Genomic DNA, 24,472 nt, shown 5'->3' with positions numbered 1-24,472 from the left:
CCTTCTCTCCTTGTTCTTTATTTTTCCTCTAACGCAAAACATATGCAGCACTTTGGCGATATTATCCACAACCAGGTACTGCTAGTTTCACTAATCGCCTGTTTGGTTGCTCAGGCAATGAAGCTTGTGATCGAGTTAGCCAAACAGCACAAAGTTAATTTGCGAGTGCTGGTTGAAACTGGCGGTATGCCAAGTGCTCACTCTGCGCTCGTAGCTGCACTGGCTACGGGGGTCGGTCAAACCTCTGGCTGGGCAAGCTCAGAGTTTGCGATCGCGGTTATTTTTGCCGTCATCGTTATGTATGACGCGGCTGGTGTACGACAAGCGGCTGGCAAGCAAGCACGTATTCTTAACCAGATCATTGATGAATTCTTTCAGGAAGACCAGCAGTTCAACGAAGCCCGCCTGAAAGAGTTGCTGGGTCATACGCCTGTTCAGGTCATTGCTGGCTTAATTCTGGGGGTAGCAATCTCCTGGATCGCCGAAATAGCCTACTAAAGTAGCCTAAGTCAAGACAGTTCTGACGAAGGAGATGCTTTACAGCCGTTTCCACATGCCGTAACCATATTTATTACCATTACATAGCTGCACAAATCGGCAAGCACTATACTTACCGATTTAATTGCTGCAACTACCCATTACCAGGAAAATGCTCAATTTGGGCATAGCCGCTAAAAACCAGCGTCTTGCCTTGAGTCTCCAAACGATTAATCCGCATCGTTACGCCATCTAGGTCAAAACGATCTAGATCCACCATATTGTCGAGAATTTCGGCGAATGCCAGCGTCATGACGCGTGAAATACCTCTCAGTTCTTCGGGCACAACAGCTTCGTTAAACTGTGGCTGCTGGAACGAGATGCGGCGGCGGCGTTCAACTGCTAACGTTGCCGTAAGGCTAATCGGCACAGTGCCATTAGGTAGTTCAGTTTTAGCAAAAATCTGAATCTTGCTATCTGGCAACAGTTGGAGGTTGACATCTGTAAATGAAACAGGTTCACCACCAGAGAGGTTTGTCAGCTCAGGCGTGTCAATGTTCAAAAGCCGTTTTTTAACCAACTCAGATGAAAAGGCATGATTGATGCCCTCTTCGGTCAGTACGACTTGAGCGATCGCCTGAGTCGGCTGCCTCAACCGAATCTTGCCACCTAAAACAGAGCTAAAGTCAATCGAAACGGCATCCGTTTCAAACGACATTTCCTTAACCCAAAAATCTTTTCGGATAACGAGGGAACGCCCGTTCATCTTAAAGTTATCAATGCTCCCTTGCAGCAGCTTGCTAGAAGGCGAACATCGAATCGAAACGTCCACTGACTCGCTTTGGGAGAACAGATGGCGAATCGATTGGCTGACGACCTTGTTGAGCATACGCTCACCAAAGTCAGTACCAGTAGGGGGTGCAGTAAAGCCACCAATCATGCGATCTTTAGTCCCGAAGGTTGTCTCACTAAGTTGTAACAAATTGTGAAGAAACCGACAATTGTTTTCTGCCTTTTTTGTTACTTCTGGCAGCAAATGTCATCAGTTGAGGTTCGTCAAACACCTCTGTATCAAGCTTATGGCAAGTGATCCTACTGCCTGACACGCGAATGATTAAGGTTTTCCCAGCATTCGATTAGCAAAAGTTATCTTCTAGCTCTATTGCATGTCTCGATCGTACTGTGCTTAAGGGCAGAAAGACAGCATTGTGATAGGCGATTGCGAATTGGAACACTGGGATCGGAACGACTCAACTCAAAACTCCTTCGGCTCCAGCTTGGGTCGAAAGCAAAACATCCTTTTCATCCTTTCCTAAACGCATTAGACGAAGCGCTAGATGGAGATTCTGCATAGCGTTTTAGCTCCCGTGCCATACGGCGGATGCCTTGTTGCTCGTCCTGACGAATAAAGGGATAGAAAACTCGTGTGAGCAGTCCTGAGAAATTTTCCTGATGAATGTATTTAGTGCGATCGCGTCCTGTTTCCTGAAGCTGAAAGATATGCTCATTGGCAAACCCAGGAATGGATGAAACCCATTTCAGGCAAACCTCTGGTTGTACCAGCGTGATGCGTGGTTGAAACTCAGTTTCTTCATCGCCCGGTCTACGGCGCAGCGAGAGCGAAACCTCCTGCCCTTGCTCAAATGTTTGGTTTGAGTCGCAGTCATAGAGAAACGTATTCCAGTACAGCCACTGTTCTTTGCGCAATAATGCTTGCCAAACCCTGCGCCGGGAGGCATTGATTTCAATTTCAGCGTAGAGACTGGGCATAGTGAACAACACTTCACAGAAATCACATCCAGGCAGTTGGTGTGACTTGGTACAATTGCGGGTCAAACATTCCTTTAAGCTAGGAACGCTTTTGCGGGCTTTACCTTTCGACTCGACGTTAATTAAGCTAATCTCAAGGCGACAATCTACAATACCCACACGCCCATGACCAACCTTACTCCTAATCCCAGTTTTAGCCTTACTATCCGCTTTCAGGTGCCAAACCGACCAGGTATGTTGGCATCGGTGACAATGGCAGTATCTAGCCTGGGCGGCAATATGGGTCAGATTGATCTGATTGAGCAGACACGCCAGCTTTCACTGCGAGATATTACCATTGACGCTGCTAGCACCGAACATGCAGAGACGATCGTCGCCGCAGTTAAGGCACTACCCGACATTAAGGTGCTGAATGTGTACGATCGTACCTTTGATTTGCATCGCGGCGGCAAAATCACCGTGGAGAGCCGCATTCCATTGCGGGGGCAGCAAGATCTAGCAATGGCTTACACACCGGGAGTCGGACGGATTTGTACGGCAATTGCTGAAGATCCAGAGCAGGTACATACGCTGACGATCAAGCAAAACACTGTGGCGATCGTCACGGATGGCAGTGCTGTTCTGGGCTTAGGCAATCTTGGTCCCGAAGCGGCAATGCCTGTTATGGAAGGTAAAGCCATGCTGTTCAAAGAATTTGGTGGGCTGGATGCCTTCCCCATCTGTTTGGCGACGCAAGACACCGATGCGATCGTCGAAACGGTAAAAAATATTGCGCCTGTTTTCGGTGGCATCAACCTGGAGGATATTGCTGCTCCTCGCTGCTTTGAAATCGAAGCCCGGTTGCAACGCGAACTGGATATTCCTGTGTTCCACGACGATCAGCACGGGACGGCAATTGTTACCCTGGCAGCGCTCATTAATGCGCTAAAGCTGGTACACAAGTCTATGACGGATGTCCGCATTGTGATTAATGGTGCTGGTGCTGCTGGGGTGGCGATCGCCCGTCTTCTCCGTAAAGCTGGCGCAGAGCATATCGTTATGTGCGACTCTAGAGGTATTCTGTCCCTCGATCGCGCTGATCTGACAGCGCAAAAGCAAGACTTTGCAGTTGAAAAAAGCGGCAACTTGGCAGACGCAATGAAAGGTAGCGATGTTTTCTTAGGCGTAAGCGCTCCCGGTGTTGTTACACCAGCAATGGTGCGCTCGATGGCAAAAGACCCGATCGTCTTTGCAATGGCAAACCCTATCCCCGAAATCCAGCCTGAACTGGTCAAGCAGGATGTTGCCATCATGGCAACGGGTCGCAGCGACTATCCTAATCAAATCAACAATGTGCTGGCGTTTCCAGGTGTGTTTCGGGGTGCGTTAGATTGCCGTGCCTCCACCTTTACAATCACTATGTATCTAGAAGCCGCACAGGCGATCGCATCCTTAATTAAGCCCTCTGACCTCAGTCACGAATTCATTATTCCCTCGGTCTTTGATGAGCGTGTAGCAACGGCGGTTTCTGCGGCTGTACAACAGGCAGCTCGTCAAGATGGGGTTGCACGTGCCTAATATAGCGATCGGACTGACTCAGCAGCCTCTGCCCGTCTCTAGTCCATTGGTACTACACACCAACGATTAATTATTATAGCCGTAGTCAATTTGGTGAGGACGGGGTGCAGGGGTTGAAACCCTCTTCGGCTTGAGCGCTCACGTCGAAAGCTGGCTAAGGGCAAAGCCCACCCCCCCTTGCTCCCAATGTCCTTATGTTTATGGCAGCAGCTATAGAATTAGGCGCAAGAGTTTGCAACTTTGGTCAGTGTGATCAAGCGATCATTCATTAATGGAGCGATCGCTTGATCGTTGCTAGAGGTAGTGATACCAAACGTCTCAAGTGTGGCAGTGAATCAAATAGATCCAAGAAAATCCAAGAAAGTCAAGAATAGATCGTAGCCGCTAGAGGCACCATTAACGCCTGGAAAAACTTGAACGTAATAGGTGCCAGCACTTAAATTATTGAAAGTGATTGAATCAGCCGCATTACCACTAAATGTAGACTCTTGAATCAAGCTCCCATTAGAACTACGCAAGGCAATATCTAGATCATTACTTAAACCAAACAGATCAACAGAAACGAAACGAGTCGTCGTCAGTGTAAAGCGGTAGTAGTCGTTTGTATCACTACCACTAATGAAGTTGTGAAAGTAAGTGAATCCTGAGCTAGGAGAACCCAGACTCAGAGCAGTGCCCAATGTGTTGCCAGGATCCGCTGTAGCGGAACGGCGGTCACTTAAACCGTAAGTTACCCAGTGCTCAAAACGCTGACGGTTCGTGTTAATGCCAGCGCTAGCTAAGTCGGGGTTCGCAATGGGGTAAGCGCTAGCGTTAAAGGCGGGAGAGAAGGATCGTCCTTCATCCACGCCAAAACTTACCAGGTGGGCAAAAGCTGCCGCTTGATTACCGTTAAAGGCTTGACTGACGTCCGCATTGTTTGCCAAGTAGTAGCCAACATCGACAAACGGTGAGAAGCTACGGGACTCATTAATCCCGTAAAGCTCTAAATGTACTAGTGCGCCAAGCCGACTGCCATTCACTGCGTTGTAGACATCACTATTAGCAAACAAGTAATAATCTAAACCTGCGACAGTACTAACATTGTCAGCAATATTGTCATTAGTACCCATAAAAGGGGAGAACCAACGTCCTTCCTCGATACCAAAGATGCTTAAGTGCTCCAGTATTAGCTCTCGATTTCCTCCATAAGCCTGGTTAACATCCCCGTTGAGGTTCCTATAAAAGTCAATGTCAACATATTGAGAGAAGCGCCGACCCTCAGCGACACCAAAATTCTGTAGATGACCAAGCAGCTGTTGATTACTTGTTAAGCCTGCGGCTACTAAGTCAGGGTTGCTAGAGCGATAGACGCTCAGGTTGGCAAAGAAGGAAAAGAACCGTCCTTCATTGACCCCAAAGTTTTGAAAGTGTTGGGTCAATTGCTCATCGGTAGTTAAACCTGCTGCACCTAAATCTGTATTGGCAGCACGGTAAGCATCTACATCAAAAAGGTCAATAGCCATTTGTCTGGTCACGAAATAATAACGGCTTTATAGTTGCATAAGCGATAAAGCACAAACAATCCTTAAATGGAAAAATTGCGTAAATTTACGTAAACTTTATGTCTCAATTTTACAGTTCGCCGACGCTTTGCTCATCTACTAGAAACGCTAGCACTAGCTGATAGCGGTTGAAAAACGTAATTTGACGCGCGATCAAGATACTCGTCAGGTCTTTAAGCAGAATGACCTTTGCATGAGCTTAGGTTCCAACGTGCAGTGCTTGCTGACGTTTGACAACTCTTGATTCAGCAGCATCCTATGTCTTGTTAATTGCTATAGGCGATCGACGGTAACCTCAACTTTCCGATCGCCTAGAGAGAATTTGTGCATTTAGCAACTCTTGGGGAGAGGCAAGAAGCTTAATTTTTGCGAACGTTAACTCTTTGTTTTCGTTAAGTGTAAAGAGCCAGGAGACATTGACTCCAAAAATGGGGGTTTGCACCTTTCCGCTAACCTCCACTGTGGTACAGCCATCCTCCACCGCTTGCGCCACACCCTGACGTGGTTGCAACTTTAGACCTTTTGCTTCTGCTTGCAGGTAGGTGGCGATCGCAGCCTGACCCTCTATCGCTTGCTCAAACGGTGGTTGCATTACACCATCAACGGCAAACAGTTGACTCGTTGCCTCAAACGCCTCTTCGTTAAGCGTTTCAAAGTAGCGCAAGATTACTGGTTCGCTGATGCCAGCAATGGTAAGCGCTGGTGATGCAGTTGCTTGGTGCAGGGTGGAGGGTGACGGTTGCATAGTTTTGGTTAAAGCTAGGGCGATCGCAGCCTGGAGTAAGCCAAGCTGCGTAAGGCAAGCATAGGTAGGGAAACCAATAAACGCTTGCCTCCTTAGAGAGATTCTGTGCCGCAAGCAGCCAAAACTTTGCTATATCAGTAGCACTAGGGATAGACAGGTGTTGTCGGCACGACTACAGACCCTGGAGTGGGTGATGGAGTGGGAGAGGGTGATGGGGTAGGGAATAGTGATGGCGTGGGTGATGGAGTGGGAGAGGGTGTGGCTGATGGTGTGAGCAATGGAGTTGGTGTAGGTGATGGAGTGGGAGAGGGTGATGGAGTTGGCGTGGGGAAAGGTGATGGATTGGGTGTAGGGAACAATGATGGAGAGGGTGATGGAGTCGGATTCACCGGGGGCGTGAGGGATGGAGTTGGTGTAGGTGATGGAGTTAGTGTTGGTGTGGGTGCCAGAGTGGGTGATGGAGTCGGATTCACCGAGGGCGTAGGCACTAGTATTGAAGGCATTGGGGATGGGTTTGGTGTCGGTACGCCAAGTTCCGTAGAGGATGGTGGTTGAGCCGGTATTGGAGCACCGACGACCACAACATAGTTAGATGGAATAGTAGGCAGTCGTCCAGCATTTACTAATGCCTGATAGACAAAGGCAGCAACTTCAGCACGAGTGGTAGGACGAGCTGGGTTTAAACCTTTTACTCGAGGATAGTTGACAACAATTTGGTTCTCGGTTGCCGCTGCGATCGCCCCCATTGCCCAATCTGGAATTTGAGCAGCATCCTGGTAATAGGACAACACATCTGCGCCTGTGCTGCTGAATTGCAACCCGCTGGCTAGTGTCACTAGTGCTTCGACACGGGGAATTTGTTGATTGGGCTTAAATGTGTTGTCTGGATAACCCGACATAAAGCCCTTCTCGTAAGCCATTTGAATAGCTTCGGCACCCCAAAAGCTGGGTTGAATATCACTAAAGGCGGTGCGGGGGCGTTGAGCAGGCGTGCTAAACGCTTTGCTAACGATCGCGGCAAACTGTACGCGTGTTACCGGATCATTCGGACGAAAGGTGCCATCTTCAAAACCACTGATGATGTTTTGTGCAGCCAGTGCATCAATGTAAGTCTTCGCCCAATTTGACTGCGTATCAACAAAAGCCGTTAGCTTAATGTTGGATGGTGCCGTATCGCTGGTGAGATAAACCAGTCCCAGCACCTTGCCATTTTCAGTGCGCTTTGTGAGTCGCCAACCAGAGTTAAGACTGATTTTGACAAAAGCGCCAGCCGGGGGTAATCCATTTGTTCTGCCAATTTCGATCGGTGGTGCATCACGATTAGTCAAATTGGTCGCCAATAGCACCAGATCGTTTTCACGTCGGGCGATACCAAGTTGAAAGAGAAGACCAAATTCCCGGTTAGCCATGCGGACCGAGTAGCCGTTACTGTCAGTACTACGCGCACAAATGTCTGTGAAGTCAAATTGCAAGAGGAGTGGATCGATTAGTGTAGGGTTTGTGCCGCTCTCACTCCAGCAGGGACGTGCGTTAGAAACCTGCTCTAGGATCAAAAGTTGGTATGCATTAGCACCGAGCGGAGACGCAACAACTGCAAACTTGTTGGGGTCAACCTCTGTTTGCCCAAAGACTGCCGCGATCGCGGTTTTTGCCGAAGGCAACAGACCTAGAGATGTGATGCCTAAAACCGTAGCGATAGAAGCAAGGCGCGATCGGATTGAAGTTGCCATAGATGTAACCTACCTGCGTAAACGAGTCGAACCAACGTATTGTTCGATCGCTTAACAGCATAGCAATCGATCGAACCTTGCCGGTTTTACTCCTCGTTGACGCATTGGCACCTTAATAGTGCCGTTCCCAGATCAACTTCTTCCAAAGCCTTAATAGCAACTCCCTTTTTGAACGCTACAAGGTAGAATCCCTTGCCTGCAACTTCTCCTTTCATAAGGAGAATTGAGAGGGATGCATCAGGCTAATGGTTTGTTTAACTAGGAACCGTCAGCGGTTGACCATTATGTTCAGGTTTTAAGTTAAGAAAAAAGGGAATGGCGCTGGCAGCCCAATCGTGTGGCGCGATGAAACTGGCTGCGTCGCTGCCATAGCAAGTTTCCAGCATCTCAGTATGCACAATACCAGGACTGAGAGGAATGGCTGCCATGCCTGGAGGAAGCTCTTGAGCTAGGGCGCGAGTTAAGCCTTCGATCGCCCATTTAGACGCGCAATAAGATGCAACATTAGGCGAAGTCGATCGCCCCCACCCGGAGCTAAGATTCACAATGATGCCATGCTGCTTTGTCACCATTGCGGGTAAAAAATGGCGAATGACATTAGCAACACCTTTAATATTAATGTCGATCAATGTAGAAAAGTCTGCTGACGGCACTTCCCAGAGGGGCGCTAGCGTGTTGATAATCGCAGCATTATTGATCAGCAAATCTGGCGTTCCATAGGTTGCCAGCAGTCGCTTTGCCCATGCCTCTACCTGAAGCTCATGAGCGACATCGATCGCGGCAAAGTCATGCGGTGAGCCAAAGCGCTGCTGAAGTTTTCCTATCGCCTTGGGCGATCGAGCACAGCCTATAACTGTATGTCCTGCTTGGGCAAACCCCTCTGTCATTGCAAGCCCAAGTCCCTGGCTCACACCAGTAATGAGGATCAATTTAGTCATCCGCTCTGTTCGCCCATTTACAGGTCGCTACATCGACTGCTTCAGTCTAGTCACTACCAACGCTGATACCGCTACCTTCCAGGAGTGCCCCTGTGATATCCACACCACTGGTTTTAGCACCAGCGGTTTCAGCATTACTCACATTAGCATCTTTCAAATTGGCATCTGTAAGGTTCGCTTGATTGAGGCTAACGTTACTAGCAAAGGCTTCCGAAAGATTAGCACCTTCAAGATTAGCACCTGTTAAGTCAGCACCTTCGAGGTTGGCATTAGTCAAATTAGCACCTTGCAGATTGGCATTTCTAAGGTCAGCGCCAATCAGGTGCGCCTCTGTTAAGTCTGCGCCAGATAAATCGCACCCAGCACACGATCGCGTTTCGATTAGGCGCTGTACGTGAGCCGGATTTGCAGCCTGCGCTGGAGCGGTGATCGCCAGAGCAGCGGCGATTAAAAGCGCGGGAGAAAGTTTAAGGTTCATATTTGCCTCTTGGAATGTCCATTGCTTGCTTCGCGCAAAGTGAAGCGTCAGTTGGCTACTACACAAGACACACGACAAAAATCGGAATTGAGCGAAAGGGAATAAGTCAACTACTTCTACATTGCCACAAGGCTCGGCGCTCGCAATCCTGCTATCGGCAGAGATTTGTAGGAAACATTAGCCAACCGCTATAACAGTTTGTTGCTAAAAAATTGCTACCAAAATAAGTTGGGTTTTGCGATCGCCTCTAGCTTTATCGCCTTAAAAACGGGCGCGATCGTGGGGCTCATCAAAATTGATCAATGGACCTTTTGGAACAATGTGATTCGGGTTTACCTGCGTCTGGCTCATATAGTAATGGCGCTTGATGTGGTCTAAATTGCACGTTGCTTTAATGCTGGGATATTGATAGATATCTTTCAGGTAATTCCACAAATTTGGATAATCAACAAGGCGCTTGAGATTGCATTTGAAGTGCCCGTGATACACAGCATCAAAGCGTATCAAGGTTGTAAAGAGACAGATATCTGCTTCAGTGAGTTGATTGCCACACAAATAACGCTGCTGACCTAGAACGGCTTCCCAACGATCAAGGTTTTCAAACAGTTCTGTTACTGCTTCTTCGTAAGCGTCTTGAGATGTAGCAAACCCAGACCGATACACGCCGTTATTAATAGGCATATAAATCGCGTCGATCGTCCGATCAATTGTGTCTTGCAAGGCTGGAGGATAGAAATCTGTGTCTGGTTTGGCGATCGCCGTAAAGGCAGTATCAAACATCCGAATAATTTCACGCGACTCATTGTTGACGATCGTCTGGGTCTGCTTATCCCACAGCACAGGCACCGTGATCCGTCCGGTGTAGCGATCATCTGCTTTAACGTAAAGGTCCTGCAAGTATTGAGCGTGGTTTACTGTATCGGGAAGGCAGCCTGGTGCATCCGAAAAGCCCCAACCCTTATCCGTTAAAATAGGATCGACGATCGACAACCCGATCGCTTCATCTAACCCTTTAAGCTGACGCATCATTAGCGTCCGGTGCGCCCACGGACACGCCAGCGAAATGTAGAGGTGATACCGTCCTGCTTCTGCCTTAAACCCGCTCGACCCATCTGCCGTAACCCAGTGACGGAACTTTGTTGGCATTCGGTTAAATTTGCCCGTCTTGTCACGCTCTGTCCATTCTGTTGTCCATTTGCCATCGACCATCATACCGAGTGCCATACGGTGCCTCCATTGGAAGTTTTAGGTGTTGAGTTTTGAGTTGTAGGAGCGGAATAAGGAGAGGGGGAAGGAAGGGGCGAGGATCTGCTTCAGACTTCAGTCTTTAACCTTCAGCCTTTAGCCTTCTCTCCCCAACCCCTTCCTAACTCACTGTTATGCCAGATCAAACAGCAGGATTTCTGCATCGGTGCTGGCTGCAAAAGCTAATTCGGTTGCGTTACTGATTGCAGCCGCATCACCCTTATCAAGTGTGGTACCGTTCAGCGTCACCTCCCCCTGCACAATTTGTACCCAGGCATGGCGATCGGCTTGCAGCGTATAGGTAAGCTGCTCACCTGGCTCTAGAATCGTGGCGTAGATTGCGGCATCTTGATGCAGCTTGACTGCACCATCCGTTGCCTCACGATTTGCAATAGCCCGCCATTGGTTGCGTTTTGTTGCTGCTGGGAACTCTTTTTGCTCGTAGCTAGGCGTGATGCCTTGCCGTTCTGGCAAAAGCCAGATTTGCAGCAAATGCAATCCTTCTGTCGTGGAGGGATTGAACTCGCTGTGAGTAATCCCGGTGCCTGCCGAAAAGCGCTGCACACCACCAGCACCAACCTTCTCTGTATTACCGATACTATCTTTGTGAGCCACGGCACCAGAGACGACATAGGTGATGATTTCCATATCCCGATGGGGATGCGTTGGGAAACCTTTAGCAGGGGCAACCATATCTTCGTTGATGACCCGCAGGCTACGAAAGCCCATGTGCTGTGGATCGTAATAGTTGGCAAATGAGAATGAATGATAGGAGTCTAGCCACCCGTGGTTAGCGTGTCCCCGGTCTTCAGCTTTACGAACTGTGAGCATGATCAGTGCCTCCTGTAGAAATATACTAAGTCATACACTTCGTATGCAAACAGAATAACACATAAAATGTTTGTATGCAAACTAATTGGCATTAGTCTTGATATGCCTACTATGCCGCTGCTATGCGGTACGCTTCTATAGCTGTGAGGGGCGATCGCTCTTCTGAAGTCAACGATTAGCAGGATGACACATTGCGAGGCGCGATCGTGTTGTCAACTTGCACCATCTTTATAAGAACTAACCGCTATGTGGTGTCGCTGAAGTTGAGTACAGCGTAAGCCATTCGCATATCAACTTCATTCCTGAAGCCTAAACATACATACAAACGGTCGGGTTGCAGAAACGGTTAATCAAACAAACTACCCGCGCGGGTAATTAGATAGTTAAGCACCCTCACTCATAATGTGGGCGTACAGCTTTAGCTTGAAGATAGAGGAGAACCCGATTGCACCAGGAAACTGTCAAGCAAGTGAGTCCTTTTGGAGAAGCAGATTGCGAATCTGAAGTGAAACTCCTCAAGCAAGAGTACAGCGAATATTTCTTTTACGAAACTCGATTCAATAGTTTAGCGCTTGATCCAAATGCCTTCCTTATCGTGGGCAGACGAGGATCGGGAAAAACTGCCCTCTCTCAATTCTTCTCCTTTCAAAAGCAACTTCGCAACACGATCGCAATTGATGTTGATGAGCCTGTAGCGTTTGAACAGATTTTAGAAAAAGTTTCTAAACTCACGATGCAGTCTCGCGAAGTTGCCATTCCTAGAATTGCAAAAATATGGGACTTTCTCATTTGGCTCATCATCTTTAAAGAACTGAAGGATCAGGATATACGGATTCGGGCTGCCTGTATCTTTGGCGATCACAATAGCAAAGTCTCCAACTTCATTCGCCATACACTCAGCGCTCTGGTTAATCATTTTTTGGATACCAAAGGTGATTTACTGAGTGAGTTAGAAGCGATTCTTTCAGACGAAAGAATTACCGCTGGTAAAGCTGCCGTACTGGAAATAGCACGCAAAAAACCGATCATCGTAGCGATCGACACATTGGAAAATTACGCTGTTAATGACGACATTATGATGCGAACAACGGCAGCGCTGATTCAGTGCGGTTCTGAGTTCAATCGCGATCACGCTAGAAATGGAGTGCATTTAAAGATCTTTTTGATGGCTGAAGTTTTCCCTCACCTGAAGGAAGAAGTCATTCTAAACACGCTGAAATTTGTGCGACATGAAGTCTATTTGCATTGGCGACCAAAAGATTTACTGCGACTTATTAGCTGGCGCTTTCATCATTATTTACGCGCAGTGGGTCAGCTCTCCAAAGAGTCTACAAACATCAAATGGGATGACTATAACGAAGTCCGCGAGAAGATGTGGAACCCTTATTTTGGCAACAGCCTACGGAATCATAAAGGCTTGTCTGAGCTATCGTTTCCTTATGTGCTGCGTCATACGCAAATGCGTCCTCGGCAACTGATTGTACTCTGTAATACGATCGCAGCTCGAGCGACTAGAGAAAAAACATTCCCAGCTTTTCGTCCAGAAACGATTATCAAGGCTGTTGCAGAAGGTGAATATGCTTTGGCGGAAGAAGTGCTTAACTCTTACAGTGCCGTTTACCCAAAAGTTGGCAGAATTGTGGAAGCGCTGTCAGGTTTACCGATGATCTTTAAAGGGAATGAATTAGATAAAAGAGCACCGCTTACTTCATCGGAATGGCCGACTGGAGAATATTCTCCCTTCGCGTTTCGGCAACTCATTGCTGAACTAGGCATTATTGGACGAGTACGAAATATTGATCAAAAATCGGGCTTTGTAGAAGCAGATTTTGAATATAGTTCAAAAACACGACTACCGCTACTTGTTACAGATTGCTGTGTGGTGCACCCAATGTTTTACCGACGGCTCAATATCAACCAGAACCATAATCTGAGGGTTTACCCTTTTCCTGAACATGAGGAATTTCAGGAGCTTGCCTATCGATAAGCGATCGTTGTTTGCCAGAAAAAACAGCTTTCACTGATCCTCTTGATCCCTCCACCACGTTAGCGATCGCCACTTTTGATAGTGCTGGCGCGATCGCTGCCACCTTCAAGCGATCGTCTTTGCTGTAGGCAAGCATTATGCAACGTCGATCGCCTATGGTCGTAGCAGTGATCAATACAAAGGAGTTTCAATCGTGAGTAGTCAGCAAGCGCAAACCTGGCAGACGACTGCACTACTGGTGCTCGTCGGCATCGTGGCGCTGTTAGGGCTGAATGCCTTTGTCATCATCAACCCCGGTGAGGCTGGGGTTATTAGCATTCTCGGTAAAGCGCGTGATGGTGAACTGCTAGAAGGCATTCATATCAAGCCACCGTTTGTTTCCAGAGTCGACATTTACGATTTGACTGTGCAGAAGTTTGAAGTGCCTGCCCAAAGTTCTACCCGCGATTTGCAAGACTTGACTGCCAGCTTTGCCATCAACTTTCGCTTAGATCCAGCTCAGGTTGTGAATATCCGACGCACACAGGGCAGTTTGCAAAACATTGTGTCGAAGATTATTGCACCTCAAACGCAGGAGTCGTTTAAGATTGCGGCGGCACGGCGCACCATTGAAGAAGCGATTACTAAGCGTGATGAGCTGAAGCAGGACTTTGATATGGCACTGGGTGATCGCCTGAATAAGTACGGCATCATCATTCTTGATACCAGCGTCGTTGATCTGAAATTTTCGCCCGAATTTTCTAATGCGGTAGAGGAGAAGCAGATTGCAGAACAGCGCGCCCAACGAGCCGTGTATGTTGCTCAGGAAGCCGAGCAAGAAGCCGAAGCAACGATCAACCGCTCTAAAGGACAAGCAGAAGCCCAACGCTTGCTGCGTGAGACGCTGACACCAGAACTGCTACAGAAACAGGCGATCGAGAAATGGGACGGCAAGTTTCCACAGGTTATGGGTGGCAATGGGGCGCTGCCGTTCATTAATCTCGATACGGCGAAGCTGGCAACAAAATAGCGCATCATCTTGATCGTCTTGTATCAGGGATGGCACGCTTTGCAACGCTGGCATCCCTAATACGTTACCCAACAGCAAGTAACGCCTACCAGGACTATCCAACCGGATGAAACGTTTTCGCATTCAGTTTTTCTAAAGCGACGCAGTGAATTCTGAGACCACACGAGTGCTCATTTTAGGTGGCACAGGCGATGCAGCCGCACTCGCTGCCCAACTCTCGGTTTTGCCCGGAGTAGCGATTACCACCGCTTTAGCTGGACGGACACAGCAACCGTCCGCGCTACCTGGAGCAGTGCGCGTTGGTGGTTTTAGTGGCTCTAATGGCTTGCTTGCTTACCTCAAACAGCAACATATTGATATCTTGATTGATGCCACGCATCCATTCGCTGCACAGATGTCCTGGAATGCAGCAATGGCAGCAGTTGAGGCACGTCTTCCTCATCTCATGCTGGTGCGACCAGAGTGGAAGAAAGTTGCGGGCGATCGCTGGATTGAGGTCGAGACTGTCGAAGCCGCTGCCCCAGCTATCCCAACGAATGCCAAGCGAATTTTTCTTACCATTGGCAGACAGCAGCTTGCACCCTTCGCGCTGTTACCACATTGGTTCCTCATGCGGTCGATTGATCCACCAGCCACCGACATGGCGTTACCAAATGGCGAATTGCTGCTTGATCGCGGTCCCTATACGCTAGAAAACGAGATTGCGCTCCTAAAACAGCACAGGATTGAGGCGATCGTCAGCAAAAACAGCGGTGGTGCTGCCACTTACGCCAAAGTTATGGCAGCGAGAGAACTGGCGCTACCGATCGTGATGGTGCAGCGTCCTGCAATGCCATCTGGCGATCGAGTCTCAGATGTTGCTAGTGCAGTGGAGTGGGTGAAGCAAATGCTTTGAAAAGTGCTCAGCTTTCAGCAGTCGGCTTTCAGCGATCGGCAAGAGAACTGATCGATAGCACAGTAACGGTTACAAAACCAATCGGCTATCTAAGAATTTTAGTGATAATCAATGCTCCCAAGGTTGGGAGTGAAAGGCTTTTCATCCTTTATAGCTGCGGTTAGCGGCGGTCTTAGCTAGGGTTTGACTACTGCCCACTGCGTAATTGGTGCGAGCGATCGCCAACCCAAAAAACGCCCAATCGGTTCGGCACGTTGAATAGCAATGCGGGTAAAGGTGCCGCCTAGTTTTTCATGCCATTGAAAGAGGAGTCGTTCACCCTCGATCGTGACCACATTAGCAACTAGACGACCACCCTGTGGCAACGCTGCCCAGCAGGTTTCAATCATGCCGTCGGTGGTGGCACCACCACCAATAAAAATAGCGTTGGGTTGAGGCAAATCTTGGAGCGCATCAGGTGCTTTGCCGTTGATGATGTGTAGCCCCGGTGTGCCGAGTGCCGCTGCATTATCGGCAATATACTGTGTTCTGGTTTTCTCAATGGCGATCGCCCGACAACGGGGATGGCTCCGCATCCATTCAATGGCGATCGACCCACAGCCTGCGCCCACATCCCACAAAAGTTCTCCTGGCATGGGCGCAAGCGCCGACAGGGTAAGCGCCCGTACCTCATGCTTGGTCAGTTGTCCGTCATGGTGATAAGCATCGTCTGGAAGTCCCGGTGTACGCGGCAGGGCTGTTACGCCTGAATGGGCAACGCACTCAACCGCGATCGCGTTGAGGTTGGCTAAATTAGTCTCGCTCCATGTTGAGGCAGTGCCCACTACATGACGTTCGTAAGCGCCACCCAACCGTTCTAAAACCGTCATTGAACTATTGCCAAAACCGCGTTGAGTCAGCAGTGCCGCAACGATCGCGGGTGTTTGTTGACTTTCACTCAAGATCAAGAGCCTGGCACCCGGATAAAGATAGGCGTGCAGCAAGGCAGGCGGACGATTGCACAAGCTGACCGTTTCGACTTCCGTAAGCGACCAACCGAGTCGGGCACAAGCAAGGCTGAAGGTCGATGGTGCCGGAAGAATCGTCATTTCCGTCAAAGGGATGTGACGAAGCAGCGTGACCCCAATGCCGTAGCACATGGGATCGCCACTTGCCAGCACACAGACGGCTTGCCCCTGACGATGCAAAATTGCCTCGATCGAGTCCCGCAGAGGCGATGTCCAAACCAGGCGTTCGCGCTCGTCTGTCGGCAGCATAGCCAGATGTCGATCGCCCCCCACTAGCACTTCAGCACGATCAACTAGAGAACGAGCGATCGGGCTGAGTCCCGCTAACCCGTCCTCGCCAATCCCCACTACCGAAAGCCATTTCTGAGTCATGTAGCAGCACTAAAGAGTTTAATGGAGCCGTCAGCGGTCAGCTTTCAGCGGTCAGTCTCAGGGTGGGAGCTAAAAGCTGATAAAGTATCCGCTAGTGAGAACGAAGCCGTCAGGGGTTAGCTTTCAGCAGTCAGCCTCGAGTTAAGAGCTAAAAGCCTGATAAAGTATGCCGCTAGTGAAGCAGGTAATTCAAACTCTCAGGCTGATAGCTGATAGCTAACCGCTGATAGCTGATAGCCAATAGTCGCTCGCTGAAACTCGACCGGCTCATTACAAAAGTTGGTATCTCGCGTCTTGCCTGCCTTCTCATGCTAAGTTACTGAAGCCTCAAGTCGGGAAAGTCCGGTGTGATTCCGGTACTGTGCCGCAACTGTGAAGAGAAAGGACGAAGCAAAGGATGAAGGATAAACGCTAAAGGATAAATTTTTATCTTTAGTTTTTAGCCTTTAGCCCTTAGCCTTTCCAAGTCAGAATGCCGACTGGGCTGGTATCTGTGGGATGCCTTTGTCGTCTACTCCCTGCGTCGCACGGGGAAGGAGTAAAAGTTTTGTCAGCCTTAGCCGTATCACCATTTGCCACGTGTCCCGGTTTATTTCAGCCGTCAGCTGCACAGGATGGGCTGCTTTTGCGCTTGAGAATACCGGGTGGACTGCTGACGGTGCCGCAGTGTGAGGCGATCGCTGACCTCGCTGACCAGTTTGGTGGCGGCTATGTAGAAGTGACAAACCGCGCAAATGTGCAAATTCGTGAGCTTCGGGCAGGCATTACAACAGAGATGCTGGATCGCCTGCAAAACCTTGATTTAGCAGCCCCGCTCGCCGCTGTAGACTCACTTCGCAACATCATGTGTAGCCCTACCGCAGGCATCGATCGCCTGCAATTACTGGACACACGCCCGTTTGTTGCTGCCTGGAACCGTTATCTCACGACACGTCCCGATTTTGCAGTGCTGTCGCCCAAATTTAGCGTGTGCTTTGATGGTGGCGAAGCAGTTTCGGTGCGCGATCGACCTAACGATATCAGCTTGGTTGCCGTGCAAATTGGTGAAGCGGTTTGGTTCCGTCTCCATCTCAATCTGGGCGATCGTGGAGCAGCGCCCTGCGATGTCAAGGTGCTGGTCAAGCCGGAAGAGAGTTTACAGGTGCTATCAGCCATAGCAGAGATCTACCGCGATTACACAAGCGCGATCGACACTACAAAACGTCGTAAACCACGCTTAAGAGAGCTTTTGCACGACTGGGGTGTGGAAAATTTTTTACAAGCAGTTGCACGTCATCTCCCCTTTCCCTTGCAGCGAAGTGAAAGAACTGACAACGGTTCACTAACAAATGGCTATCAACATTTAGCAATCCATTCGCAACGGCAAACCGGACTTTCTTACATTGGTACAATACTTCCCCTCGGTCGTTTAGAGACGCAGCAACTACGTGGCTTAGCAACACTTGCAGCACACTATGGCAGCGGCATACTGCGCTTTACACCCTGGCAAAATGTCTTGCTTCCTGATCTGCAAACGTCACAAATAGCAGTAGTACAGCAGAAAGTTGAACAGTTGGGCTTGCATACATCTGCAACGCATCCTCAAAGCGCGATCGTGGCTTGTTCTGGTACAACCGGCTGCAAGTCATCCGCTACTAATACGCAAGCCGACGCACTAGCACTGGCAACCTATTTAGAAGAACATATTGCGCTTGATTGCCCCATTAATATCCATTTCAGCGGCTGTGAAAAATCCTGCGCTCAGCATCATACTAGCGATATTGCACTGGTTGGCGTAGCTCAAAATGGTTATGAAGCATATCACGTTTATGTTGGTGAAGATGCTTCAGATGAGGATAGTACAAAGTTCGGTCGATCGCTCTATCAAAACTATGCCTTCACACAATTACCTGGCTTGATTGAGCAGATGTTACGGGTTTATCAAAACCAACGATCGCACTCACAGGAAACCTTCAAGCACTTTGTCAATCGATATGCGATCGCTGAGCTGCATCAGATGCTTAGTTCGTCGTCAGATTGCGGCTTGATGGGGGTTAAAGGCTAAAACTGATGGCAATGAAACTGGAGAAGGTCGTACCATTTGGGCGATCACTAGATGAATATATCAAAATGTTTAACCTGACGGATGTTGATCTAAAGCAACGTCTTTTAGGGGTGGGCGATGGTCCTGCTAGTTTCAACGCTGAGGCAACGCAATTGGGTTATAGCGTTACTTCAGTTGATCCGATTTATCAATTCAGCGGTGTCGAAATCTTGTCTCGTTTTCATACCGTTGTAGACAATATTATGAGTCAGATTAAGGCATCGCCAGACGATTGGGTTTGGTCGTATCACCATTCACCAAATGACCTACGCAAAAATCGAGTGAAGGCGATTCATACGTTCATTAATGATTATGAAACTGGGAAAGCAGACGGACGTTATGTAATCGATGCCTTGCCTCATTTAGCACAGCTTGATCAAACGTATGATTTAGCCGTCTGTTCACACTTTTTATTCTTGTATTCAGAACAGTTCGACTATCAATTTCATCTAGAATCGATTCAAGAAATGCTAAGAGTTAGTCGAGAAGTGCGTATTTTCCCCATCCTCACGTTGATGCGCCAGCGATCGCCCCATCTCGATCCAGTTATGCAAGCTCTAGCCAATCAAGGTCATCGTTTAGCGCTCAAAAAAGTGCCTTACGAATTGCAAAAGGGTGGTAATGAAATGTTGATGATTACAACTGAACGTAAGCATGATTGACTACATTCGCGATGGTAACGAAATCTATCAACACTCGTTTGCCATCATTCGAGCCGAGGCAAATTTAGCAACATTACCAGCCACACTAGAAGCGGTAGCCGTGCGGTTGATTCACGCTTGCGGTATGACCGATATTGTGACTGATTTGGCATATTCAACTGATGCAGCGAGCGCAGGACGATCAGCACTCATTAACGGTGCGCCCATTTTGTGTGACGCTCAAATGGTGGCAAATGGTGTCACTCGTAAACGCCTACCTGCAAACAATGCTGTCATTTGTACGTTGAACGATCCACAAGTGCCTACGATCGCCCAAACAATCCAGAACACCCGATCGGCTGCCGCGTTAGAACTGTGGAAACCACATTTAGAAGGCGCAGTGGTGGCGATTGGCAATGCCCCAACTGCGCTCTTTCGCCTGCTGGAACTGCTAGATGAAGGCGCACCCAAACCTGCACTAATCTTGGGCTTTCCGGTTGGCTTTGTCGGTGCTGCTGAATCAAAAGCGGCGCTGGCAGCTAACAGCAGAGGTGTCCCCTTTTTGACCATTCAAGGTCGTCGGGGTGGTAGTGCAATGGCAGCCGCAGCCGTGAATGCGTTAGCAAAGGAGCATGAATTATGACGGCAATGGATGGGCAGAAGGCAGAAGGCATGGGGCAGAAGGTAGAAGGCAGAGGGCAGAAGGCAAAGGAAGCAGGGGAGGTAGGGGAAGCAGTTCAGCACTCAACACTCTCTTCCCCCACTCCCGACTCCCGACTCCCGACTCCCCCACCCCTCGGAAAACTTTACGGCTTGGGCATTGGTCCCGGTGATCCAGAGCTACTGACGCTCAAAGCCCACCGCATTTTGACTTCGGTGCCGGTGATTGCGTATCCCACAATGGAAAGCGGCAAAGTGTTGGCACGAGCGATCGTTGCAGATTTCATCCGCCCAGAGCAGCTTGAAGTGCCCATGCCGCTACCGTTTAGCGTAGAGCGATCGTCTCAGCCACATTATGACGCTGCCGCTGAGACGATCGCCCAGCATCTTGCGGCGGGACGCGACGTAGCGGTGCTATGTGAAGGCGAACCAATGCTGTATGGCTCGTTTATGTACATCTTCAATCGCCTTGCGGGACGCTTTGATACTGAAGTGGTGCCGGGGATTTCTTCGACCTTTGCTAGCGCTGCGATGTTGGGTGCGCCTCTGACCTATCGCAACGATGTTCTCAGCATTATGCCTGCGACACTGGATGAAGCGACCTTGCGCGATCGCCTCGCCGTTGCCGATGCTGCCATCATCATTAAACTGGGCAGGCACTTCGCCAAAGTCCGCACTATTCTGGACGAGCTAGATTTACTCTCACGGGCGCTATATATCGAACGGGCGACCATGCCAAACCAGCAGATTCGCCCGATCGCCGACATGAATCCGGCTGACGTTCCCTACTGGGCGCTGATTCTCATCCCTAGCCAAACACGCCCTCAATGAAATTATTGATAATAGAATCACCTTCACCCCAGATCGGGGAACTGTTGCCATGACTTCCTTGCCTCAAACCACGACTTCTCAGTTAAAAGGGTCGGCACTGCCACCACTGGAAAACGGCGATCGCTTGACCCGTCCCGAATTTGAGCGCCGTTACCATGCCATGCCCAAATTGAAAAAAGCCGAACTGATTGAAGGAGTCGTGTACATGGCATCACCGTTACGCTTTAGACCTCATGCCAAACCACATGGGCGCTTAATCACCTGGCTAGGAGTGTATGAAGCCGCTACGTCGTGTGTAGAAATGGGCATTGAGCCAACCGTTCGTCTGGATATAGACAACGAGCCACAACCAGATGGTGTTTTACTCATTAGTGCAGAAAGCGGTGGGCGCTCTATGTTGAGTGAGGATGAGTACGTGGAAGGGGCACCAGAACTGGTCGTAGAGGTTGCTGCTAGTAGTGCCGCGATCGATTTGGGCGACAAGAAAAGAGCCTATCGACGGAGTGGCGTGCAGGAATACATCGTCTGGCAAGTGTTTGACCAAAAAATTGATTGGTTTCAGTTACAGGATGGGGATTACGTTTCGTTAGCACCTGATGAAGGTGTGCTTCACAGCCAGGTATTTCCAGGCTTGTGGCTAAACGTCGAAGCTATGTTGCAGGGCGAGATGCGATCGGTGTTAGCAGTCTTACAAACGGGCATTGAGTCCGCAGCGCATCAAGCCTTTGTCCAGCAACTTGAGTTGCAAGACAAGCCGAGCCAGGCAAACGATCGACCACAATGAGACCACCCGTTGTTATTATTCTTGGCGAAACCAGTGTAGCGATCGCACGGCAGATCCAGGCAGCAGTGCCAGCCGCAACGATCTATGGTTTAGCTGGACGCACGCAGTCTGTTGATGTGCTATACGCCAACTTTGGTGACACGGTGCGAGAACTGTTCAGCAAGGGAACCCCCATCATTGGCATCTGTGCCGCTGGGATTTTGATTCGATCGCTGGCAACCCTGCTGACAGATAAACGAGCAGAACCACCTGTTATAGCTGTGGCAGATGATGGTAGTGCTGTCGTACCGCTTCTGGGTGGCTTAACGGGTGCGAATGAATTGGCAACGACGCTCGCTCGTGCCCTGGATACCAACGCTGCCATTACTGCCACTGGACAACTACGCTTCAACATTGTGTTAGAAGCACCGCCACGTGGTTATCGGTTAGTCAATCCAGAACACGCCAAAGCGTTCACGTCCGATCTCATCTCTGGAGCGACAGTGAGACTCCTTGGTGATGCGTCCTGGCTTAGTCAAAGCAATCTTCCTTTTACAACTGACGGTACTCACACGATCGAAGTGAGCGATCGTCCTGTAGCAGGCAGCGCGACCCATCTGGTCTATCAACCCGTTACTGTTCCGGGTAAGCTGGCGATCGTCGGTACAGGTCCCGGAGCCGTTGAGTGGATGTCGCCGGAGGTCAAGGCAATTCTGCTAGCCGCTACGGATCTGGTCGGCTACAAGACCTATTTAGATTTGGTCGGCGCGTTTGCTCAAGGCAAGCGGCATGAATCGGATAATCGTGTGGAACTCGATCGCGCCCGTCAAGCGCTGGAACTTGCGGCTGAGGGTCGCTCAGTCGTCGTTGTTTCCTCTGGCGATCCTGGCATTTACGCGATGGCAGCCGCCGTATTTGAGGTGATCGATCGCGAGGCAAATCCGGCCTGGCAACAGCTTGAGATTCATGTAGCGCCTGGAATTTCAGCGATGCAGGCAGCAGCCGCAGCGATCGGTGCTCCACTGGGGCATGACTTCTGCGCTATCTCCCTATCGGATATTCTCAAGCCGTGGTCAGTGATTGAAGAACGCATTGCCTTAGCAGCGCAAGCTGATTTTGCAATGGCGTTTTACAATCCCGTTTCTAAACAACGAACGTGGCAACTAGATAAAGCGAAAGAGATTTTAATGAAATGGCGATCGCCCGCAACGCCCGTAGTGCTGGCACGTAATTTGGGTCGATCGGGTCAATCTGTGCAGGTTATTGCTCTCGATCAGCTCACAGCCGCACACGCAGATATGCGAACAGTACTGTTAATCGGCTCTAGCAAAACGCGCACGATCGCACGAGCTGATGGCAACGTTTGGGTTTATACACCACGGCACTATGAGGGCTGAGGGAGAGTTTTGAGTTTTGAGTTGATTGAGCAATCAGCAGTCAGCTTGCGTCTAAAAACTAAAAACCAACAACTCTTTAGTCTCTTGCTCCCCCTGCTTCTCCTGCTCCCTCCGCGCCCTCTGCCGACACCCAATCCTATGAGAATTGCTATACGATCAGAAGTCCCATAGGGCAGAATGGTAGGGTAACGCTGTTACGTTCAGGAGAACTGCCGGGTTTTGAGGATGTCTTATGTCTAAGGGTCTTGCCAATCGTCGTCGCACCGCTCCCTGGATTCAGCGCTGGTCGCGTCCGCTGCTTGGAGGCGTTGCCATTCTGGGCGCTCTCAACACTGCCTATATCACCATTTCTAAATTCACTAATACTGATACTGCTTGCCCAAGTGGGGGCTGCGAACAAGTGCTTTCCAGTCCTTATGCCACGGTATTTGGGTTGCCGCTCGCGCTGTTTGGCTTGGTGGCATATATCAGCATGGCACTCTTTGCACTTGCCCCCCTAGCTATCCAGGGCGATCAGCAAAAAGAGCTGCGATCGAACCTGGAAAACTGGACCTGGTTTCTGCTGTTTCTTGGATCAACTGCCATGTTGATCTTCAGCGGCTACCTCATGACCATTATGTTCACGAAGTTTGTGGCGCCCTTTGGTGTTAAAGGCATTTGCTACTACTGTATTGCGTCAGCGATCTTTTCAGCTAGCCTTTTTGTGCTGACGCTTTTAGGGCGCGTCTGGGACGATATCGGTCAGCTTCTGTTCTCAGGGCTGATTGTTGGGGTTGTAACGTTAGTGGCTACGTTGGCAATTTATGCACCTGTAGGCAAGCCTGTTGCGGATGCTTATAATATCGCGTCTGCTAGTGGACAAGTGTTTGCCACTATTAAAGACACCTCTGGCGAAGCAGAAATCCAGCTTGCCCGTCACCTCAAGCAGACTGGCGCAAAGATGTACAGCGCCTACTGGTGTCCTCACTGCACTCAACAGAAAAAGCTGTTTGGGGTAGCAGCACTGAATGATTTGCCGTATGTTGAGTGTGCTCCTGATGGCGTAGAGAGTCAAACGGCTGCTTGTCAGACGGTTGCTGCTCAAGTTGAGAAACAAACGGGTCAAGGTTTTGGGTTTCCCACTTGGGAGATTAACGGTAAGTTCTATCCTGGACAGCAAACCTTGCAACAGCTAGCCGATGAGTCTGGCTACAAGGGACCGCGTAACTTTAAGAACAGCTTGTAGTTCTAAGGAGATTTCTTGCAAACAAAGTACCCGTAGGGTCAGGTTTGATGCCAATGTGAGCAGCTATGAGCCAAGATTCTGGCAAAACCTGCCCCCTACAAGTGGTACCTTCTGGTAGTGCTACACAAGTAATGATGCGTTGTAGTGATGGATGAAATACCAAAGGGCACCAAGATGATTCTCTACGGATTTTGAAAATGACAAGGTTTTGCGAACCAGTCGAGACACTCGTTGCCTCAACGTGTTGTTGAAGCGTTCAATGTAGTTGGTTCTACCCGTTTCTTTAC

23 protein-coding genes and 1 riboswitch are annotated in these 24,472 nt (G+C 49.4%); of the genes, 12 read left to right on the top strand and 11 right to left on the bottom strand.

Features of this window, described 5'->3' with window-relative positions:
* Positions 1–42: 42 nt before the first annotated feature.
* A complete protein-coding gene (locus H6F86_RS26310) occupies positions 43–498 on the top strand; it encodes a divergent PAP2 family protein (protein WP_190452864.1) in 456 nt (151 codons plus the stop codon).
* A 133-nt stretch (positions 499–631) separates the two neighbouring features.
* On the opposite strand, the gene H6F86_RS26305 is transcribed toward H6F86_RS26310, so the two are convergent.
* The gene (locus tag H6F86_RS26305; RefSeq protein ID WP_347241142.1) at positions 632–1,459 is read right to left on the bottom strand and encodes a DUF2993 domain-containing protein; all 828 of its coding nucleotides are present in this window, start codon (positions 1,457–1,459) and stop codon (positions 632–634) included.
* 320 nt (positions 1,460–1,779) lie between these two features.
* On the bottom strand, positions 1,780–2,247 hold the full coding sequence (locus H6F86_RS26300) for an SRPBCC domain-containing protein (RefSeq protein WP_190452862.1): 468 nt from the start codon (positions 2,245–2,247) through the stop codon (positions 1,780–1,782).
* Positions 2,248–2,412: 165 nt separating this feature from the next.
* Between H6F86_RS26300 and H6F86_RS26295 the strand changes: the two genes are divergently transcribed.
* Positions 2,413–3,804, top strand: a complete 1,392-nt coding sequence (locus H6F86_RS26295) for a malic enzyme-like NAD(P)-binding protein (RefSeq protein ID WP_190452860.1) — start codon at positions 2,413–2,415, stop codon at positions 3,802–3,804.
* A 335-nt stretch (positions 3,805–4,139) separates the two neighbouring features.
* On the opposite strand, the gene H6F86_RS26290 is transcribed toward H6F86_RS26295, so the two are convergent.
* From H6F86_RS26290 to H6F86_RS26260, 7 genes are all read right to left on the bottom strand, one after another.
* Complete coding sequence (locus H6F86_RS26290; protein WP_190452858.1) at positions 4,140–5,309, bottom strand: PPC domain-containing protein; 1,170 nt, start codon at positions 5,307–5,309, stop codon at positions 4,140–4,142.
* A 334-nt stretch (positions 5,310–5,643) separates the two neighbouring features.
* The gene (locus H6F86_RS26285; RefSeq protein ID WP_347241139.1) at positions 5,644–6,207 is read right to left on the bottom strand and encodes a ketosteroid isomerase family protein; all 564 of its coding nucleotides are present in this window, start codon (positions 6,205–6,207) and stop codon (positions 5,644–5,646) included.
* A 29-nt stretch (positions 6,208–6,236) separates the two neighbouring features.
* A complete protein-coding gene (locus H6F86_RS31780) occupies positions 6,237–7,823 on the bottom strand; it encodes a DUF3747 domain-containing protein (protein ID WP_199305527.1) in 1,587 nt (528 codons plus the stop codon).
* Between the two features lie 254 nt (positions 7,824–8,077).
* Complete coding sequence (locus H6F86_RS26275; RefSeq protein WP_190452857.1) at positions 8,078–8,761, bottom strand: SDR family oxidoreductase; 684 nt, start codon at positions 8,759–8,761, stop codon at positions 8,078–8,080.
* 46 nt (positions 8,762–8,807) lie between these two features.
* Entirely contained in the window at positions 8,808–9,239 is a 432-nt protein-coding gene (locus H6F86_RS26270) for a pentapeptide repeat-containing protein (protein ID WP_190452854.1), read from the bottom strand.
* A gap of 261 nt (positions 9,240–9,500) precedes the next feature.
* On the bottom strand, positions 9,501–10,463 hold the full coding sequence (locus tag H6F86_RS26265) for a glutathione S-transferase family protein (RefSeq protein WP_190452852.1): 963 nt from the start codon (positions 10,461–10,463) through the stop codon (positions 9,501–9,503).
* A 153-nt stretch (positions 10,464–10,616) separates the two neighbouring features.
* Complete coding sequence (locus H6F86_RS26260) at positions 10,617–11,315, bottom strand: pirin family protein (protein WP_190452850.1); 699 nt, start codon at positions 11,313–11,315, stop codon at positions 10,617–10,619.
* A 445-nt stretch (positions 11,316–11,760) separates the two neighbouring features.
* Between H6F86_RS26260 and H6F86_RS26255 the strand changes: the two genes are divergently transcribed.
* From H6F86_RS26255 to H6F86_RS26245, 3 genes are all read left to right on the top strand, one after another.
* Positions 11,761–13,302, top strand: a complete 1,542-nt coding sequence (locus H6F86_RS26255; RefSeq protein WP_190452847.1) for a hypothetical protein — start codon at positions 11,761–11,763, stop codon at positions 13,300–13,302.
* Positions 13,303–13,495: 193 nt separating this feature from the next.
* Positions 13,496–14,311 carry an SPFH domain-containing protein gene (locus H6F86_RS26250; RefSeq protein WP_190452845.1) on the top strand — a complete coding sequence of 272 codons (816 nt, stop codon included), beginning with the start codon at positions 13,496–13,498 and terminating at the stop codon, positions 14,309–14,311.
* A 145-nt stretch (positions 14,312–14,456) separates the two neighbouring features.
* A complete protein-coding gene (locus tag H6F86_RS26245; RefSeq protein ID WP_190452843.1) occupies positions 14,457–15,206 on the top strand; it encodes a cobalt-precorrin-6A reductase in 750 nt (249 codons plus the stop codon).
* A gap of 176 nt (positions 15,207–15,382) precedes the next feature.
* On the opposite strand, the gene cbiE is transcribed toward H6F86_RS26245, so the two are convergent.
* On the bottom strand, positions 15,383–16,585 hold the full coding sequence (gene cbiE / locus H6F86_RS26240; RefSeq protein ID WP_190452841.1) for a precorrin-6y C5,15-methyltransferase (decarboxylating) subunit CbiE: 1,203 nt from the start codon (positions 16,583–16,585) through the stop codon (positions 15,383–15,385).
* Positions 16,586–16,881: 296 nt separating this feature from the next.
* Positions 16,882–17,084, top strand: a riboswitch (cobalamin riboswitch).
* A 48-nt stretch (positions 17,085–17,132) separates the two neighbouring features.
* Between cbiE and cobG the strand changes: the two genes are divergently transcribed.
* From cobG to H6F86_RS26205, 7 genes are all read left to right on the top strand, one after another.
* Positions 17,133–18,629, top strand: coding sequence for a precorrin-3B synthase (cobG, locus tag H6F86_RS26235; RefSeq protein WP_242033706.1), 1,497 nt, complete (start codon positions 17,133–17,135; stop codon positions 18,627–18,629).
* A 5-nt stretch (positions 18,630–18,634) separates the two neighbouring features.
* A complete protein-coding gene (locus H6F86_RS26230; RefSeq protein ID WP_190452837.1) occupies positions 18,635–19,330 on the top strand; it encodes an SAM-dependent methyltransferase in 696 nt (231 codons plus the stop codon).
* Positions 19,323–19,952, top strand: a complete 630-nt coding sequence (locus H6F86_RS26225) for a precorrin-8X methylmutase (RefSeq protein WP_190452835.1) — start codon at positions 19,323–19,325, stop codon at positions 19,950–19,952. The genes H6F86_RS26230 and H6F86_RS26225 overlap by 8 nt, the downstream gene beginning before the upstream one ends.
* The gene (locus H6F86_RS26220) at positions 19,949–20,800 is read left to right on the top strand and encodes a precorrin-2 C(20)-methyltransferase (protein WP_242033705.1); all 852 of its coding nucleotides are present in this window, start codon (positions 19,949–19,951) and stop codon (positions 20,798–20,800) included. Before H6F86_RS26225 ends, H6F86_RS26220 begins: the two co-directional genes overlap by 4 nt.
* A gap of 49 nt (positions 20,801–20,849) precedes the next feature.
* On the top strand, positions 20,850–21,584 hold the full coding sequence (locus H6F86_RS26215) for a Uma2 family endonuclease (RefSeq protein WP_190452834.1): 735 nt from the start codon (positions 20,850–20,852) through the stop codon (positions 21,582–21,584).
* Positions 21,581–22,960 carry a precorrin-3B C(17)-methyltransferase gene (gene cobJ / locus H6F86_RS26210; protein ID WP_190452832.1) on the top strand — a complete coding sequence of 460 codons (1,380 nt, stop codon included), beginning with the start codon at positions 21,581–21,583 and terminating at the stop codon, positions 22,958–22,960. Before H6F86_RS26215 ends, cobJ begins: the two co-directional genes overlap by 4 nt.
* 232 nt (positions 22,961–23,192) lie before the next feature.
* Positions 23,193–24,185: a vitamin K epoxide reductase family protein gene (locus H6F86_RS26205; protein WP_190452830.1), complete on the top strand. Its 993-nt coding sequence runs from the start codon at positions 23,193–23,195 to the stop codon at positions 24,183–24,185.
* 120 nt (positions 24,186–24,305) lie between these two features.
* Here H6F86_RS26205 and H6F86_RS26200 read toward each other — a convergent pair.
* Positions 24,306–24,472 (bottom strand): IS1 family transposase (locus H6F86_RS26200; RefSeq protein WP_242033292.1); only part of this gene is annotated, 167 nt, incomplete at its 5' end.

The organism is Phormidium sp. FACHB-592, assembly GCF_014695795.1.
Classification (GTDB): domain Bacteria; phylum Cyanobacteriota; class Cyanobacteriia; order Leptolyngbyales; family Leptolyngbyaceae; genus Stenomitos.
This window is presented reverse-complemented; position numbering and strand designations above follow the sequence as displayed.

What these genes read in the sequence shown, in the direction of transcription:
- H6F86_RS26215 (WP_190452834.1), top strand. Translation starts at nt 20,850, where the DNA reads ATGACTTCCTTGCCTCAAACCACGACTTCTCAGTTAAAAGGGTCGGCA.
- H6F86_RS26230 (WP_190452837.1), top strand. Translation starts at nt 18,635, where the DNA reads ATGGCAATGAAACTGGAGAAGGTCGTACCATTTGGGCGATCACTAGAT.
- H6F86_RS26220 (WP_242033705.1), top strand. Translation starts at nt 19,949, where the DNA reads ATGACGGCAATGGATGGGCAGAAGGCAGAAGGCATGGGGCAGAAGGTA.
- H6F86_RS26290 (WP_190452858.1), bottom strand. Translation starts at nt 5,309, where the DNA reads ATGGCTATTGACCTTTTTGATGTAGATGCTTACCGTGCTGCCAATACA.
- cobJ (WP_190452832.1), top strand. Translation starts at nt 21,581, where the DNA reads ATGAGACCACCCGTTGTTATTATTCTTGGCGAAACCAGTGTAGCGATC.
- H6F86_RS26270 (WP_190452854.1), bottom strand. Translation starts at nt 9,239, where the DNA reads ATGAACCTTAAACTTTCTCCCGCGCTTTTAATCGCCGCTGCTCTGGCG.
- H6F86_RS26205 (WP_190452830.1), top strand. Translation starts at nt 23,193, where the DNA reads ATGTCTAAGGGTCTTGCCAATCGTCGTCGCACCGCTCCCTGGATTCAG.
- H6F86_RS26260 (WP_190452850.1), bottom strand. Translation starts at nt 11,315, where the DNA reads ATGCTCACAGTTCGTAAAGCTGAAGACCGGGGACACGCTAACCACGGG.
- H6F86_RS31780 (WP_199305527.1), bottom strand. Translation starts at nt 7,823, where the DNA reads ATGGCAACTTCAATCCGATCGCGCCTTGCTTCTATCGCTACGGTTTTA.
- H6F86_RS26310 (WP_190452864.1), top strand. Translation starts at nt 43, where the DNA reads ATGCAGCACTTTGGCGATATTATCCACAACCAGGTACTGCTAGTTTCA.
- H6F86_RS26295 (WP_190452860.1), top strand. Translation starts at nt 2,413, where the DNA reads ATGACCAACCTTACTCCTAATCCCAGTTTTAGCCTTACTATCCGCTTT.
- H6F86_RS26265 (WP_190452852.1), bottom strand. Translation starts at nt 10,463, where the DNA reads ATGGCACTCGGTATGATGGTCGATGGCAAATGGACAACAGAATGGACA.
- cbiE (WP_190452841.1), bottom strand. Translation starts at nt 16,585, where the DNA reads ATGACTCAGAAATGGCTTTCGGTAGTGGGGATTGGCGAGGACGGGTTA.
- H6F86_RS26275 (WP_190452857.1), bottom strand. Translation starts at nt 8,761, where the DNA reads ATGACTAAATTGATCCTCATTACTGGTGTGAGCCAGGGACTTGGGCTT.
- H6F86_RS26225 (WP_190452835.1), top strand. Translation starts at nt 19,323, where the DNA reads ATGATTGACTACATTCGCGATGGTAACGAAATCTATCAACACTCGTTT.
- H6F86_RS26300 (WP_190452862.1), bottom strand. Translation starts at nt 2,247, where the DNA reads ATGCCCAGTCTCTACGCTGAAATTGAAATCAATGCCTCCCGGCGCAGG.